Annotated in this window: 18 protein-coding genes; 10 read left to right on the plus strand and 8 right to left on the minus strand. The window is 63.4% G+C overall.

The window, feature by feature from the left end; all coding sequences use genetic code 11:
- Positions 1 to 92: 92 nt before the first annotated feature.
- Entirely contained in the window at positions 93 to 359 is a 267-nt protein-coding gene (gene rpsT / locus C8264_RS15430; protein WP_108461955.1) for a 30S ribosomal protein S20, read from the minus strand.
- 303 nt (positions 360 to 662) lie between these two features.
- A complete protein-coding gene (gene mutM, locus C8264_RS15435) occupies positions 663 to 1,550 on the minus strand; it encodes a bifunctional DNA-formamidopyrimidine glycosylase/DNA-(apurinic or apyrimidinic site) lyase (protein WP_108461956.1) in 888 nt (295 codons plus the stop codon).
- A 97-nt stretch (positions 1,551 to 1,647) separates the two neighbouring features.
- On the opposite strand from mutM, the gene ubiE reads away from it, so the two are divergent.
- From ubiE to C8264_RS15460, 5 genes are all read left to right on the plus strand, one after another.
- The gene (gene ubiE, locus C8264_RS15440; RefSeq protein ID WP_108461870.1) at positions 1,648 to 2,412 is read left to right on the plus strand and encodes a bifunctional demethylmenaquinone methyltransferase/2-methoxy-6-polyprenyl-1,4-benzoquinol methylase UbiE; all 765 of its coding nucleotides are present in this window, start codon (positions 1,648 to 1,650) and stop codon (positions 2,410 to 2,412) included.
- A 4-nt stretch (positions 2,413 to 2,416) separates the two neighbouring features.
- Positions 2,417 to 3,973: a 2-polyprenylphenol 6-hydroxylase gene (gene ubiB, locus C8264_RS15445; RefSeq protein ID WP_245893259.1), complete on the plus strand. Its 1,557-nt coding sequence runs from the start codon at positions 2,417 to 2,419 to the stop codon at positions 3,971 to 3,973.
- Positions 3,974 to 4,039: 66 nt separating this feature from the next.
- A complete protein-coding gene (locus C8264_RS15450) occupies positions 4,040 to 4,648 on the plus strand; it encodes a hypothetical protein (protein WP_108461871.1) in 609 nt (202 codons plus the stop codon).
- Entirely contained in the window at positions 4,645 to 5,112 is a 468-nt protein-coding gene (gene dut, locus C8264_RS15455) for a dUTP diphosphatase (protein WP_108461872.1), read from the plus strand. The genes C8264_RS15450 and dut overlap by 4 nt, the downstream gene beginning before the upstream one ends.
- Entirely contained in the window at positions 5,113 to 5,826 is a 714-nt protein-coding gene (locus C8264_RS15460) for a HesA/MoeB/ThiF family protein (RefSeq protein WP_108461873.1), read from the plus strand.
- Positions 5,827 to 6,163: 337 nt separating this feature from the next.
- On the opposite strand, the gene C8264_RS15465 is transcribed toward C8264_RS15460, so the two are convergent.
- Entirely contained in the window at positions 6,164 to 6,634 is a 471-nt protein-coding gene (locus C8264_RS15465) for a DUF2852 domain-containing protein (RefSeq protein ID WP_108461874.1), read from the minus strand.
- Between the two features lie 145 nt (positions 6,635 to 6,779).
- Between C8264_RS15465 and C8264_RS15470 the strand changes: the two genes are divergently transcribed.
- Positions 6,780 to 8,093: an ActS/PrrB/RegB family redox-sensitive histidine kinase gene (locus C8264_RS15470; protein WP_108461875.1), complete on the plus strand. Its 1,314-nt coding sequence runs from the start codon at positions 6,780 to 6,782 to the stop codon at positions 8,091 to 8,093.
- A 67-nt stretch (positions 8,094 to 8,160) separates the two neighbouring features.
- Positions 8,161 to 8,712 (plus strand): ActR/PrrA/RegA family redox response regulator transcription factor, encoded by a 552-nt coding sequence (locus C8264_RS15475; RefSeq protein ID WP_108461876.1) that lies wholly within the window; start codon positions 8,161 to 8,163, stop codon positions 8,710 to 8,712.
- Between the two features lie 29 nt (positions 8,713 to 8,741).
- Here the strand turns inward: C8264_RS15475 and C8264_RS15480 are convergent, their stop codons facing one another.
- The 4 genes from C8264_RS15480 to irrA all read right to left on the minus strand — a co-directional run bounded on the left by C8264_RS15480 (position 8,742) and on the right by irrA (position 11,650).
- Entirely contained in the window at positions 8,742 to 9,629 is an 888-nt protein-coding gene (locus C8264_RS15480; protein ID WP_108461877.1) for a ribokinase, read from the minus strand.
- A gap of 34 nt (positions 9,630 to 9,663) precedes the next feature.
- Entirely contained in the window at positions 9,664 to 10,260 is a 597-nt protein-coding gene (locus C8264_RS15485) for a YdeI/OmpD-associated family protein (RefSeq protein WP_108461878.1), read from the minus strand.
- Positions 10,261 to 11,097 (minus strand): arylamine N-acetyltransferase family protein, encoded by an 837-nt coding sequence (locus tag C8264_RS15490; RefSeq protein ID WP_108461879.1) that lies wholly within the window; start codon positions 11,095 to 11,097, stop codon positions 10,261 to 10,263.
- A gap of 109 nt (positions 11,098 to 11,206) precedes the next feature.
- Positions 11,207 to 11,650 (minus strand): iron response transcriptional regulator IrrA, encoded by a 444-nt coding sequence (irrA, locus tag C8264_RS15495; protein ID WP_108461880.1) that lies wholly within the window; start codon positions 11,648 to 11,650, stop codon positions 11,207 to 11,209.
- Positions 11,651 to 11,834: 184 nt separating this feature from the next.
- Between irrA and fabA the strand changes: the two genes are divergently transcribed.
- From fabA to C8264_RS15510, 3 genes are all read left to right on the plus strand, one after another.
- Positions 11,835 to 12,368, plus strand: a complete 534-nt coding sequence (gene fabA, locus C8264_RS15500; RefSeq protein WP_108461881.1) for a 3-hydroxyacyl-[acyl-carrier-protein] dehydratase FabA — start codon at positions 11,835 to 11,837, stop codon at positions 12,366 to 12,368.
- Positions 12,369 to 12,432: 64 nt separating this feature from the next.
- Positions 12,433 to 13,659 carry a beta-ketoacyl-ACP synthase I gene (fabB, locus tag C8264_RS15505; RefSeq protein ID WP_108461882.1) on the plus strand — a complete coding sequence of 409 codons (1,227 nt, stop codon included), beginning with the start codon at positions 12,433 to 12,435 and terminating at the stop codon, positions 13,657 to 13,659.
- A gap of 271 nt (positions 13,660 to 13,930) precedes the next feature.
- The gene (locus C8264_RS15510; RefSeq protein ID WP_162783686.1) at positions 13,931 to 14,668 is read left to right on the plus strand and encodes a M48 family metallopeptidase; all 738 of its coding nucleotides are present in this window, start codon (positions 13,931 to 13,933) and stop codon (positions 14,666 to 14,668) included.
- Here C8264_RS15510 and C8264_RS15515 read toward each other — a convergent pair.
- A complete protein-coding gene (locus C8264_RS15515; protein ID WP_108461884.1) occupies positions 14,665 to 15,438 on the minus strand; it encodes an alpha/beta hydrolase in 774 nt (257 codons plus the stop codon). The genes C8264_RS15510 and C8264_RS15515 overlap by 4 nt on opposite strands.
- Positions 15,439 to 15,513: the final 75 nt, after the last annotated feature.

Below are 15,513 nucleotides of genomic sequence, written 5' to 3' on the forward strand. Positions count from 1 at the left end.
TGCCCGATTGGCGGCAAATAAAAAGGGCTCCTTGCGGAGCCCGTTTTGCCGTTTCGGCAGCAGCGCCAGAAAGCGCCGCGCAGCGTGCCCGATCAGGCGCTCAGAGCCTTGACGCGGCTGTTGAGGCGCGAAACCTTGCGGGCAGCCAGGTTGGCATGAACGATGCCCTTGGTCGCAGCGCGATTGATCTCGGGAGCGGCAACGGCAAGCGCTTCCATGGCCAGCTTGTGGTCACCGGCAACGATGGCTTCTTCAACCTTGCGGATGAAGGTACGGACGCGCGAACGGCGCGACTTGTTGACCGCGGTGCGGGCTGCGATCTTGCGGGTAGCCTTTTTGGCTGAAGGCGTATTGGCCATGACGGTCCTCTTGGCTGTCCAGCCGGACATCTCCGCGCGCCTTGGGCGTCACAGGGTCCGGGATGAAATGAAATCGGCGGCGTATGAACTGCCGCCAAGTTGGGCGGTCTATAGGGGATGGAAGGGCCAGCGTCAACTGGATTCAAAGGAGGAATGGGGTGTTCTGATGCCACCGCATCCGCCGGACGGCACCTCCCCCTGGACGGGGGAGGTTGGGAGGGGGTGCGAGAGCCCCGATAGCGGGGCTAATCAACCCCCACCCTTGATCCCTCCCCGCAAGGGGGGAGGGTGTCGACTGAGACATCAAACCTTCTTCTGACACATCGGGCAGAAGAACGTCGATCGCCCCGACTGAACGATGCGCTCGATAGTGCCGGTGCAGAGCGGGGTCGGGCAAGGTTCGCCTTCGCGATCATATACCGCAAAGCGGTGCTGGAAATAGCCGCTCCCACCTTCGGCATTGCGGAAATCGCGCAGCGTCGAGCCGCCGACTTCGATGGCTTCAATGAGAACCTGCCGCACGGCGCTGGCGAGATCCTCCAGCACGGGTTTGGGCTTGCCCCCGGCCGTCACCAGCCGGCCGGCGAGTACCGTCGGCAGGATATGGCTGCGATGCAGCGCCTCGGCGACATAGATATTGCCCAGGCCCGCCACCACGCGCTGATCCAGCAGGGCGGCTTTGATCGGCGTCTTCTTGCCGGCGAATTTTTTCGCCATCTCATCGGCATTGAAGTCATTGCCCAGCGGCTCGGGTCCGAGGCCCTTGAGATAGGGACTGTCGGCCAGATCGTCGTAGAGGTCGATGAAGCCGAAGCGGCGCGGGTCGGCATAGATCAGATGGGACTTGCCGTGCCGGGGGTGGGAAATGGTCCACACCATATGGTCGTGCTTTGGAGTTGGCTCGGTTTCGTAATAGCGCGGCGGCTTGTCGATGGCGTGTTCGGCGAAGCGCCAGGAGCCGGTCATGCCCAGATGGCTGAGCACTGTCTTGCCGTTGGAAAGACCCAGCAGCAGATATTTGGCGCGACGGCCGACCGAGGTAATGGTCGCCCCCTCGATCGCCTCGGCCAATCCTGCCGGAAAGGGGAAGCGTAAATTCTCACGGTTGAGCGTCACCTTTTCAATGGTCGCCCCATCGATCCACGGCTCCAGGCCGCGGCGGACGGTCTCTACCTCGGGTAATTCCGGCATCATGGCCTCTTTAAACATGTGCGGCTTTGCGCCATGGCAAAGCCCATATCGGTTCTATATGGTGCGCCAAACCTGTCCAGTATTTGCGAGCCACGCCATGACCGATGCGCAAGAGACCACTCATTTCGGTGAGCAGACCGTGGCGCTGCAGGACAAGCAGGGCATGGTCAACCAGGTGTTTCACCAGGTGGCCGATCGCTACGACCTTATGAACGACCTGATGAGCGGGGGTATCCACCGCGTCTGGAAGGACGCCCTGGTGGCGGACCTCGCGCCGCCCAAGCGCGGCACACGGCCCTACCGCGTGCTGGATATGGCGGGCGGCACGGGCGACGTCGCCGAGCGTATCATCAATGCCTCGGTGGGCTATTCCGAAGTGGTCGTTTCCGACATCAATACCGACATGCTGCGCATAGGCGCCGAGCGGGCGCGCAATTGGCGCTATCCGGCGCAAGCCAGTTTCGTCGAGGCCAATGCGGAAGAGTTGCCCTTCGAGGACAACAGCTTCGACGCCTATACGATTGCCTTCGGCATCCGCAACGTGCCGCGCATCCAGAAGGCGCTGAACGAAGCACACCGCGTGCTCAAGCGCGGCGGACGCATCCTGGTGCTTGAGTTTTCGCAAGTCGATGTGCCCGGGTTCGACGCCGTCTACAAGGCCTTCTCGGACCGGGTGATCCCGCCCATGGGGCGCTTGGTGACGGGCGATCCGCAACCCTATCAATATCTGGTGGAATCGATCCGCAAGTTTCCCTCGCCAGCGCTGTTCCAGTCGATGCTGAGCGAGGCCGGCTTCCGGCGCGTTAGGGCCACCGCCTATACAGGCAATGTCGCGACGCTGTTTTCGGGATGGAAGCTCTAGGCACATGCTGATCTCAGCCTATTATCGCCTGGCGCGGGCCGGCTATGTCCTGGCGCGCGAGGGGGCGCTGTCGATCATTTCGACCAATGGCCTGCCCCCGGCGCTGGCGCCATTGCGGCTCGGCATCTGGCTGGGGCGGCTAATCGAGCGGCCAAGCGTGCGCAAGACGGGGCATGTGGAGCGGCTGAACAAGGCGCTGAACCGGCTGGGCCCGACCTATGTGAAATTCGGCCAGACGCTGGCCACCCGTCCCGATGTGGTTGGCGCCAATATCGCCAATGATCTGGCCGGGCTACAGGATCGGATGGACCCGTTCGACCCCGCGCTGGTGCCCCAGATCCTGCGGGCAGCACTCGAGGGCAAGGCTGCCGAGCTGACCGATCTCAGCGCGCCCATCGCCGCGGCCTCCATTGCGCAGGTGCACAGGGCCAGGCTCGTTCCCCCGGTGGGGCCGGCCAAGACCGTTGCCGTCAAGATCCTGCGGCCGGGTGTGGGCGACCGCTTCATGGCCGATATCGAGAGCTTCTATGCCGCGGCGGGCCTCGCCGAGCGCTTCGTGCGTTCCACCCAGCGCCTGCGGCCCACCGAAGTGGTGCAGACGCTGGACCGCTCGGCGCGGCTGGAACTCGATCTGCGCCTCGAGGCGGCCTCCATCTCGGAGATGGCCGAGAACATCAAGAACGACACCGGCTTCGTTATCCCCACTGTCAGCTGGGAGCATGTGGCGCAGAATGTGCTGACCACCAGTTGGGTGGAAGGCATTCCGATCCGCAATCATGCGGCGCTGGATGCTGCGGGCGTGAACCGCAAGGCGCTGGCCGCCAACCTGCTGCAGAGTTTTTTGAAGCACGCCATCCGCGACGGCTTCTTTCATGCCGACATGCATCCGGGGAACCTCTTTGTCGATTCCCGCAACGGCGACGTGGTGGCAGTGGACTTCGGCATCATGGGCCGCATCAACCGGCGCGAGCGACGGTTCCTCGCCGATATTCTCTATGGCTTCATCACGCGCAATTATCGCCTGGTGGCCGAGCGGCACTTCGACATCGGCTATGTGCCCAAGGACCAGTCGGTCGATGATTTTGCGCTCGCCATCCGCTCCATCGGGGAGCCGCTGCATGGGCGCACCGCCAGCGATATTTCAATGGCCAAGGTGCTGGGGCAGTTGTTCGCCATCACCGAGCTGTTTTCCATGCAGACCCGGCCCGAACTGGTGCTCCTGCAAAAATCCATGGTGCTGGTCGAGGGCGTGGCGCGGTCGCTCGATCCCGACCTCGATATCTGGACCATCGCGGAGCCGGTCGTGGGCGATTGGTTGCGCAAGGAAGAAGGCCCGCAGGGTCGCATCCAGGACATCGGCGATCATATCAAGGCTGCGGCGGAAGCTGCGGGACGCCTGCCGGTCATCATCGCCCAGGCGGAACTGGCACTGGCCGATTATCACGCCAACAAGCACCGCCAGAACGATGGCGTCATGCGCAACATGTTGCTCGGACTGATGGGACTTGCCGGACTGACCCTGCTGGTGGCCATCTGGCGGCTGCTCACCATAGCGTCATGAGCGTTCGGCTTGTTCCATGGCGGCGGTGGCCATAGATTGCCCGACTTACCACCCCGGAGATCTTTCATGTTCCTCAAAGCCCTCGGCAAGCTGGCAGCCACGACGCTGCTCGGCGCAGCGCTGGCGGGGTGCATCGATGCCGATGTGGACGTGGAACTGCTGAGCGCCACCACGGCCCGGGCAACCATTACCCAGGTCATGGGCGCCGATTTCTACGCCATGATCAAGATGAATGCCGAGGGCTCCAGGGGCCAGAGCGAGCCTGAAGAGTTCTGCGCGACCGGCGCGCTGACCGAAAACAGCGATGGAACGGCGACCTGCATCATCATCGAGGAAGGCCGCTTCGCCGATTTGACCTTGGGCGCCAAGCAGGAAATCGTGCAGTTCACGCCGGCCGGCCGGGGGCTGGTGCGCGTATCGCTGCGCACCGCGCGGATGAAGGCGGAAATCGGCGCCGACGAGGCGATGGACGACGAAACTCGGAAAATGGTCGAGGCGTTTTTTGCCGGACGCGGGGCGACGGTTCGGTTCTCGGGGCTCGAAATCACCGACACCAATATGGATCTTTCCAGCGATGGCCGCTCGGCCCAACAGAAGATCCAGTTTCTCGATCTGCTGCGTGGCACGGCTGATTTGCCCGAGGAAGTCTACGCCGTGGTGCGGGTGGCGCGATGAGCGAATTGGTCGAGATCGGGCTGGTCTGGCTGGCGCATGGCGAAGGCCTGCCCTTGCCCAGCCAGCAAAGCGCAGGTGCCGCCGGCATGGATCTGGTCGCGGCCTTGCCGCTGGGCGAGGAAAAACTTCTGGCGCCGGGACAACGCGCCCTGATCCCCTGCGGCTTCGCCATGGCGCTGCCCGAGGGTTTTGAGGCGCAGGTGCGGCCCCGCTCGGGGCTGGCCGCGCGCCACGGGGTGACGGTGCTGAATTCACCCGGCACCATCGACGCCGATTATCGCGGCGAGGTGCAGGTTATCCTGATCAATCTGGGCGAGGCGCCATTTGCCATCCGGCGGGGCGACCGCATTGCCCAGATGGTGGTGGCGCCGGTCCTGAGCGCGCGTTTCACCGTCAAGGCTGAGCTGGACGAAACGGTTCGCGGTGCAGGCGGCTTTGGCTCGACCGGCAAGGGGCTCAGCTGATTGGCCGACCCGCTCTCGACCGAGGAAACGCGCCGCTATGCTCGCCATCTCGTGCTCAAGGGCATGGGCGGGAGCGGGCAACAAGCGCTCAAGGCCGCCCGCGTACTGGTGGTTGGTGCCGGAGGCCTGGGCAGTCCAGTGATTGCCTATCTAGCCGGCGCGGGCGTTGGTACGCTTGGTGTGATCGACCACGACACGGTGTCGCTGTCGAACCTGCAGCGACAGGTGATCCATTCGAGGATCGACCAAGGCAAGGCCGAGAGCGCTGCTGCCTTCGTCCACACGCTTAATCCGCACGTAGCGGTTCAGGTGCATGCCGAACAGTTGGAGCCCGGCAACGCCGATGCGATCATGGCCGGGTACCAGCTCGTCCTGGATGGAACGGATAACCTCGCCACCCGGCGCGTGGTGGCGGACGCTGCTGCCCGCCACGCCATTCCGCTGGTTTCCGGTGCCGTTTCGATGTTCGACGGGCAGGTAACGGTGTTCGCCCCCGGCGGCCCGCAGTTTGGTGACCTCTACCCCGACATGGCCGATGACGCGGACCTGCCCTCCTGCGAAGCAACGGGCATTCTGGGCCCGCTCACCGGCGTTATCGGCACGCTGATGGCGATGGAAGCGGTCAAGCTCATCACCGGCATCGGCACGCCGCTGATCGGCCGGGTGCTGACCTATGACGGCAAGGATGCGCAGTTTTCCGAGTTTTCGTATTAGGGGATTGTGCGGGGGTGGATGGCTTCGGGTTTGGAGCCGAGACTACACCCCAGACGCAATCGTCACCCTCGGGCATGACCCGAGGGGCGTTCGGGGAGCCCTTACCGGAGCGGTGTGCCTGCGGGACGTGGCCCTCGGGTCGAGCCCGAGGGAAGCACGGTGGGTGGGATAAATCTGATCCATACGAACAAGGTGAACAATCCCCCTCGAATGGGAGGTCCGGAGAGGAGTGTCGGCTGGGACATCGTCGCACCCACATAAAAAAACGCCCTCTTGCGAGGGCGCCAGTTTCAGTCGTTGGGAACGACTGGCTTCAGGAGGAGGTCAGGGCTGGGGCTTAGCCGTTATTGTTGCTCCAGCCATTGTTGGTGTCGCCATTGGACTGGTCGGTGTAGCCCTGGCGCGAACCGCGGCGTTCGTTCATGAAGCGGTCGAACTCTTCGCGATCCTTGGCCTTGTTCAAATTCGCCATGTATTCTTGGAAAGCGTCGATCTCGGCGTCGAGACGGGCGCGCTCTTCCTCGAGGCGCTTGAGCTGTTCGGCACGATAGTCATCGAATGCGGCGTTGCCGGACGAGTTCATGGTATAGCTCCTGTTGTTGTTCCACTGGCGCGGCTTGTTGGCGCCAACCCAGGAGCAGCCCTTGTTCCAATAGGCCTGCGCCTTTTCAGGTGAACCGCCGAACTTTTCGCCCCACAGGATATAACCGAGGACGGCAAGGCCGAGCGGCCAGAAGACGATGAAGCCCAAAACCATCAGGATGATGGTGAGGGGCGACCATTGAGGTTTGATGATTGCTGTGTTCATGTCGTTTCAATCTCCCAGTCACGATGCGCTTAACGTGGCCCGCCCTGGGGTGGGATCAATCCTGTGCCTGTGATTTTTTGGCTCTTGAAATGAAACCTCGTGCTTCCCATAGCGGGCCCTGTTTTTGCCGTAAGAGGGCCAAAAAATGAGCCTGACCCAAGCCGATGGGCTCCCCTTGCCGTCCACCTGGCGGCCCCTGCGGCTGCAAACGCTGGTGCTGCTGCGCTGGCTGGCCGTGGCCGGACAGACCATCGGCGTGCTGTTCGTGGCCTTCGGGCTGGGATTCCCGGTGCCGCTGGCGGCGTGTTTCGGTCTGATCGCCGCTTCGGCCGCGCTCAATATCTGGCTTCTGCTCAAATTCGGCGTGGGGCACCGGCCTTCTTCGGGCTTCGCGGCGACCCAGGTTGCGTTCGATCTCTGCCAGCTTGGCAGCCTGCTGGCGCTGACGGGCGGCTTGCACAACCCGTTTTCCATCCTGCTGCTGGCGCCGGTTGCCGTATCGTCCACCACGCTGCCGCGCCGCGCGACCTTTGCCATCGCGCTACTGGCGGTGATTGTCGCCTCGCTATTGTCGATCTGGCACCTGCCCCTGCCCTGGACGCCGGGCGAGCAGCTGGTGTTCAACCGCATTTATGTGATCGGCATCTGGGTTTCGATCATTTGTGGCGTAGTGTTCATCTCCGCCTACACCATGCGGGTAGCGCACGACTCCCGGCAGATCGCCGATGCGCTGGCCGCGACCGAGCTGGCCCTGTCGCACAAGGAGCAACTTTCGGCGCTCGATGGGCTGGCGGCCGCCGCCGCGCACGAGCTGGGGACGCCGCTGTCCACCATCGCCCTCGCGGCCAAGGAAATGCGCTCCGACGCCGAGCCGGGCAGCGACCTGGCCAATGACGTCGAACTCATCATCGAGCAGGCCGCGCGCTGCCGGCAGATCCTCGCCAAGCTGCGCAATCTGGGCAATGACGGCGGCGATCCCTTTGCCGCCGTGCCGTTGACCGACCTTCTGGCCGAAGTAATGCGGCCCCATGAAGGGCGCGGCAAGCACCTGGAACTGCTGGCCGAACACACCGCCGGCCCGCCACCGGTGTTCGACCGCAGCGTGGGCATGCTCTATGGGCTGGGCAATCTGATCGAGAATGCCGCCGATTTCGCCCGCCAGGCGGTGCAGGTGGAGGCCACCTGGGACCATGATGCGGTCTCGGTCACCATCACCGATGACGGGCCCGGTTTTGCGCCCGAGCTCATTGCCCGGCTGGGCGAGCCCTATCTCACCAGCCGTCCGCGCGATCCGCAGGGACCTGACGCCAACAAGCCCGGCGGCATGGGGCTGGGCGTATTCATCGCCAAGACGCTGCTGGAGCGAACCGGCGGCCGCCTGGCCTTCGAGAATATCGCCGCCGAAGGCCATGCCCGCGTGCGCATTGTCTGGCCGCGCAGCGCGGTGGAGGCGCTGTGATGTCGCACCTGTCACTTTGACGCTGCGTTTTTTTGACCTTTTCGCAGGGAACCCCTACATCTAGCCCATGAGCACGATAGAAGACCTTCTGGCCGACGATCCCAGCCTGCTTTTGGTGGATGACGACGTGGCCTTCCTGCAGCGCCTCGAGCGCGCCATGGCCCGTCGCGGGTTCGATGTGCGGACCGCCGGCACGGTTGCCGCCGGGCTCGCCGCAGTGGCGGAAAAGCCGCCAGCTTATGCCGTGGTCGATCTTCGCCTCGAAGACGGCAATGGGCTTGAAGTGGTGTCCGCGCTCCACACCAAGCGCCCCGATGCGCGGGCCGTGGTGCTGACGGGTTACGGCAACATCGCCACGGCGGTGACGGCGGTAAAGCTCGGCGCTATCGATTATCTGAGTAAGCCCGCCGATGCCGATGACGTCATCAATGCGCTGCTGGCGAGTGGGGAAGACAAGCCCGAACCGCCGGAAAATCCGATGTCGGCCGATCGCGTGCGGTGGGAACATATCCAGCGCGTTTATGAGTTGTGCGACCGCAACGTGTCGGAAACGGCGCGGCGCCTTAATATGCACCGCCGGACGTTGCAGCGGATTCTGGCCAAGCGCGCTCCGCGCTGAGGTCTTTTCTGGAGCTATAGCGCCTCGGGTTATCCAGCCGCCGCAACTTCCGCCGCGTTGGGAATCGCCGGTTGCGCGCCGGGCTTGAGACACGCCAGGCTTGCCGCGCGTGCTGCCTGCTGCATGGCCGCTTCCAGCTCCAGCCCCGCATCGAGACCAGCCGCCAGATAACCGCAGAAAGTGTCGCCGGCGCCTACCGTATCCACCGGCGTGACCTTGAGCGCCGGCACCGCGATCAGCCGGCCGTCGAGCGCTGCCTTGGCACCATCCTTGCCAAGGGTCACGATCACCGTCTGCCCGTGCCGAACCGACCACTCCAGCATGGCGTCGTCCAACTCCGCAATGCCGCGACCGCTGAGCAGTTCGAACTCGGTTTCGTTGGAGATCAGGATCGACGCCTTGGGGGCAATCGCGCTAGTGGTGTCGAGGAACGGCGCCGTATTCAGAATGGAAATCATGCCGCGCGTCTTGGCGAGGTCCAGCGCCCGTTCGGTCGCATCCTGCGGGACTTCCTGCTGCAGCAGCAAAACGCCGCTGTCGGCACCAGCCAAAGCCTGCTCAGCATCCCTTGGCGTCATCGTGCCATTGGCACCGGGCAGCACCGCGATGCAGTTCTCGCCTGCTTGATCGACGAAGATCATCGCGATGCCGGTCGGCTCATCCACCTTTTTGAGGGCGGAAAGATCGACCCCATCGGCCTTGAGCAGTTCCAGCGCCAGATCGGCGAAGGCATCCGCGCCCACCGCCGAAATGTGCCGGACCTGCGCCCCTGCGCGACGCGCCGCCAGCGCCTGGTTGGCGCCCTTGCCACCGGCCGCCATGGAAAACGTGCCACCCGCCACCGTCTCGCCCGGCTTGGGCAGGCGGCTGACGGTGCCGACCTGATCGAGATTGGTCGAGCCGAAAACGGTGATCATGGCGAAGCTTCTCCTGCCGCTTGTAGCGCGGCTTCTATTTCGGTGGCTTTTGCGGGTAGATGGTTTCCCCGCGCTCGAGCATCTCTACGAAGGTGCGGATCTTCTTTTCCCGCGCGCCTTGGGTCTTCAGGCTCGCCAGCCGGAAGGTCAGCGCGAACCGGTTCTGGCTGCTAAGCGTGCCATACACTGCTTTGGCGGCCGGGCTCGCTTCGATGGCCGCCAGCAGTTCGGCCGGCGCTTCCATGTTCATCTTGTAGGCTGCGGCCCAGCGGCCGTCGGCCTTGGCGGCTTCCACGTGCTTGAGTCCATGTTCGGTCATCCGCCCCTCTGCGACCAGCCGCTCGACATTGTCGCGATTGATCTGGCTCCACACGCTCTTGCGGCCGCGCGGCACATAGCGCTGCACGAACGATTCTTCGTCCCAGCTCTTGCGGATGGCATCGATCCAGCCCCAGCACAGGGCGGCGTCGATCGCCTCGACCGGCGATATCGTCGGCTTGCCCGAGGCCTTCTTGAAGATGCGGATCCAGATTTCTGGTTCCGAAGCGTGATGGTCGGCCAGCCAGGCGTAAAAACCGTCCTTGCCCGCAAATTCATGCACTCGGGATGGGTCGACAATCACCGGCGCCATCTAGGTCTCTGAAACTCCAGCATCGGTGAGAATGGCTTCTAGCCGCTGATCCAGCAGGTCGGTCGACGGCAGTTGGATGCCGAAGGTTTCGCTCAGGACCGAGCGTATTTCGTCCACGCTGCTCAGCATTCGCCGCTCCGGCTCCTCCCCCTGCGCAAAACGGGTGAAGCGGTTATTGTGTAGGCTAAGGCGCTCGCCCGGAGGCGACAGCGCAACGTTCAAAGTCCTGGTGAAATGCGATGCCGGATCAGTTGAAACGGCGATGTTCGCCGCCTCGTAATCGGCCAGGGTCCGCTCGGTCAGATCGAACATATAGAGCGGCTTCCACTCTTCGCCGATCCTGGCTTCCAGAACCCAGTTCGTTTCTTCATTGAGCAGGCGATAGGTCTCGTGCGGGGTGGTCTGCTCCACATCCGCCTTGAGCTTGAGTGGCGCCGTCAGCGTCATGCCGCCAAAGCCCGGATCGGCAATATAGGTGGTGCCGCTGATATCGACCGCAAGCAGCATGTGCGTGGGCTGTCCCTCCGCCCCCGCCGGATTGTTCCACAATACGCGCGCCGCGAGGCCTCGCACGTTGTAGTCCAGGTCTCGCAACATCGCCATCAGCAGCAGATTGTGCTCGAAGCAATAGCCGCCACGCCGTTCGGACAGCAGCTTCTTTTCAAGGCTTGCATGGTCGAGCTTGACCGGAAGCCCCATCAGGGGATCGAGATTCTCGAACGGAATGGCCGCCGGATGCAGCGCGTGGATCGTCTCGAGGGTCGCCAAGGTCGGGGCAATCGAGCCGACAAAGCCGATTCGCTCGAAATAGGCTTTCAGATTGACCTTTTGGCTCATAGGCAGCCTTTGACGCTGTTTCGTATTGCCCGCAATATGGGCGATGGCCGCCCGCCTGTCACGTGGTGCAGGGCGGAACTCGCTAGTGATGCTCGCCCCAGGACCGTGTCTAAACGGCTTTGCGGACGCGGATCACCACGTCGACATGGCTCACTTTCATGCCGCTGGGTGCGTCGGGCAGCGCCGCGAACTCCACCGAAGAGGCGGGGATGTCGATCATCCGCTGCTCGTCTTCGACATAGAAGTGGTGGTGATCCGAAGTGTCGGTGTCGAAATACGAGCGGGAGGCATCCACGGCCACTTCGCGCAGCAGCCCCGCTTCATGGAACTGGTGCAGCGTATTGTAGATGGTGGCCAGCGAGACATTGACGTTGGCGTCACCCGCTTCGCCGTGCAATTGCTCAGCGCTGACATGCCGGTGCGGTCCGCCGAACAGCAGCTCGGCCAGCGCCACGCGCTGCCGGGTCGGGCGCAGGCCTGCCATACGCAGTACTGCGGTAAGGCAAGGCTTTCGCGAAGGCAGTGCTCTGGTGGTCTGGGAACGGTCTATCATTGGGTCCTTGATAAGAAAGGGCCGGAATTACAGCCCATCTTATAACTATGGCGTAAAAATCACACAAGCCGCACGCATGCCGCATCTAAAGCCGGTCTGCGCCGGTGTGCCGCCGGGCTCGACTTGACCCCCTTCCCATGCCTCTATACGAGACGAAACACTAGGGTTAACCGGGATGTTTGGCATGGCCGAGCGGAAACACGCATTTGGGTATGAAGAATTGCTGGCCCATGGCCGCGGCGAGCTGCCGGGGCAGGGCGATGCTCGCCTTCCTGCGCCGCCCATGCTGATGTTCGACCGGATTACCCATATCGACGAGACAGGCGGCGCCTTTGGCCGCGGCCAGGTTCGGGCCGAGCTGGACGTCAATCCGGACCTCTGGTTCTTCAAGTGCCATTTCATTGGCGATCCGGTGATGCCGGGCTGCCTCGGCCTCGACGCCGTCTGGCAGATGACCGGCTTTTTCCTGGGCTGGATCGGCCAACCCGGCAAGGGTCGCGCGTTGGGCGGTGAAATTAAGTTTACCGGCCAGGTCACCAACGACGTTGTATTGGTCGAGTATGGTATCGACATAAAGCGCGTCATGCGCTCGCGCCTGACGCTGGGCATTGCCGATGGCTGGGTGAAGGCCGACGGCAAGGTGATCTACGAGGCCAAGGATCTGCGAGTCGGCCTGTTCACCGACGCCCAGCTCAATGACCAGAAAATCGCTAGCTGATCCCGGCGAGACACGAACAAGATGAGGCGTCGAACTGAATGACGTCCGATCACATGAGGTCTAGATGAGACGAGTTGTCGTCACCGGCATGGGTGTTATTTCTTCCATCGGCAATTCGCTGGATGAAGTCACGACAAGCCTGCGCACGGCCAAGCCCGGCATCGTGTTCGCCCAGGATTATGCGGATTTAGGTTTCCGCAGCCAGGTCAAGGGCGACCCACGCATCGACCCGTTCGAGATGCTCGATCGGCGCGTTACCCGCTTCATGGGCAAGGGCGCCGCCTGGAACTATATGGCCATGCAGCAGGCCATTGCCGATGCAGGCCTTGAAGCCTCCGACATCAGCAATCCGCGCACCGGTATCGTCATGGGCTCCGGTGGCGCTTCGACCCGCACCATCGTCGAGGCCGCCGACACGACCCGCAAGAACACCAGCCCCAAGCGCATCGGGCCGCTGGCCGTGCCCAAGGCAATGGGTTCGACGGCTTCGGCAACGCTGGCCACCGCCTTTGGCATCAAGGGCGTCAACTACACCATCACCGCCGCCTGCGCGACGTCCAAGCATTGCATCGGCAATGGAATGGAACAGATCATGCTGGGCAAGCAGGACATCGTTTTTGCCGGCGGCCACGAGGATTTGGACTGGACCCTGTCGAACCTGTTCGACGCCATGGGCGCCATGAGCTCGGACTATAACGAGACCCCGGAAAAGGCGAGCCGCTGCTATGACGCGGCGCGTGACGGCTTCGTGATTTCGGGCGGTGCCGGCGTTCTGGTGCTCGAGGAATACGAGCACGCCAAGGCGCGCGGTGCGAAAATCTGGGCCGAACTGGTTGGCTATGGCGCGACCTCGGACGGCCTCGATATGGTGGCTCCGTCCGGTGAAGGCGCCGAGCGCTGCATGCGCATGGCACTCGAGAACGTTCGGGGCAAGGTGGACTACATCAATCCCCACGCTACCTCGACGCCGGTCGGCGACCTCAAGGAAATCGAGGCGATCCGGGCTCTTTTCGGCAACGAAGACAAATGCCCGCCCATCTCGGCCACCAAGTCGCTCACCGGCCACTCTCAGGGCGCAACCGGCGTGCACGAATCGATCTATTCGATCCTGATGATGAAGCACCGCTTTATCGCGCAAAGCGCCAATATCGAGAACCTGGACCCGGCCTTTGCCGACATGCCGATCCTGCAAGAGCGGCGTGACGATGTGGATCTGGGGATCGTGCTGTCGAACTCGTTCGGCTTCGGCGGCACCAACGCGGCGCTGGTATTCAAGCATCCGGACGCTTGAGGGTATTCCGGATCGTCACCCTCGGGGTTGACCCGAGGCCACGTCCCGCAGGCACAACCGCTTCGGTAAGGGCTCCCTGAACGGCCCTCGGGCAAGCCCGAGGGCAGCACGGTGTTCTTGATTGCCCCATGCTACTGGCAGGCGTGTTGAGTGACCCCCCCTTCGAGGGGGAGGAGCAGGCTGGAAATTGCGGCGCTGGCATTCGGCCGCGAAGTAGCGGCGCTGACACCGATTTCCAGCTATTATGGTCACGCGTGATTCCCGGACCCCCATGAACCTGTTCTTCCGCGCCAAACCCAAGATTCCCACCAGCACACTCATCGATATCGATGGCGTGCCGACCACGATCATCGTGCGGGTCAATGCCCGGGCGCGCAGCTATCGGCTGTCGCTGCCCCATTCGAGCGGGCCGGTGCTGACGTTGCCGCCGCATGGCAAATGGGCCGAGGCCGAAGCGTTTCTTCTTCGCCACCGCAACTGGCTGGCCGCGCGCCTCAGCCGGGCGCCGGACGCCAGCCGTTTCGGCAACGGCGGATTGGTGCCGTTGCGGGGCGTGGATCACCGCATCATCGGGACAGGCAAGCTGCGCGGGCGGGTCGAGGTCAGCGAGATCGAGGGCGTTCCGGCGTTGTTCGTGCCCGGCGAACCGGCGCATCAGGCGCGGCGATTGACCGACTGGTTCAAGGACGAGGCGCAAGCCGATCTTGCCGTGCGCACGGCCTACCATGCCGCCCGGCTCGGCGTCACCGTCAAGTCGATCAAGATGCGCAGCCAGGCAAGCCGCTGGGGTTCGTGCTCATCGACGGGCAATATCAACTACAATTGGCGGCTGATCCTGGCGCCGCCCTTCGTGCTCGACTACGTGGCCGCCCATGAAGTGGCGCACCTGGTTGAAATGAACCATTCGGCGGCTTTCTGGGCGACCGTTGCCCGCACCCTGCCCGAAATGGACCGCGGCCGCGCCTGGCTCAAGGCCCATGGCCGCCAGCTGATGGCCCACGGCGCCTAGAGCAGCGCCAGGACGGCCGCGCGCAAGCGCACCAGGTCCTCGTCGCGGCTGAGGCGGTGGTCGCCATCGGGGATCAGCGTCAGCGTGACGGGATCATGCAGGATATGGGTCACCAGCTTAATGGCGTGCGCCTGGGGCACGTCGGGGTCCTTGCCGCCCTGCAGGATCGTCACGGGGCAGCCGGTTTCGATGACATTGCCGAACAGCAGATGGTGCTTGCCGTCCTCGATCAGCGCGCGGTTGATCCGGTATGGCTCGTCCGAATACTGGCTGGGCTGCTCGACATAGCCGTTATTCTGGAGCGCCTCGTGCTCGGTGGGCGTGAAATCGGGCAGCATGAGTTCATGCGTCATGTCCGGCGCGGGCGCGATCAGCACTATGCCCTTGAGGCGCCGTTCATTGCGCCGCAGCAGTGCCCGAGCCAGCAGCAATGCGATCCAGCCGCCCATGGATGAGCCAACCACGATCTGTGGACCTTTGGTACGCGCGAATACCGCCTCGGCTTCCTCGAGCCAGCGGCTGATCGTGCCCTGGTTGAAGTCTCCGCCCGAAACGCCATGGCCCGAGTAATCGAACCGCGTGACCGCCAGGCCCTGCTCGGCGCCTAGCGCATCGAGCGCCAGGGCCTTGCTGCCCATCATGTCGGAGCGAAACCCTCCCAGCCAGAACAGGCCGGGGCCATTGCCGGAGCGCTCCATGATGGCAATCGGGCGGGCGGCGGAACCCTCGCCGACACTGATCGTTGCGTGGAGTGGCTCGGCATGCGTCATAAGGAGGCCTCGTGTGGAATTTCTGGCGCTTGCCAGTTGACTTATGGTCCCGCTAACACGATTTTATGGCGGATT

It is taken from the genome of Devosia naphthalenivorans (assembly GCF_003056355.1).
In the GTDB taxonomy this organism is placed as follows: domain Bacteria; phylum Pseudomonadota; class Alphaproteobacteria; order Rhizobiales; family Devosiaceae; genus Devosia; species Devosia naphthalenivorans.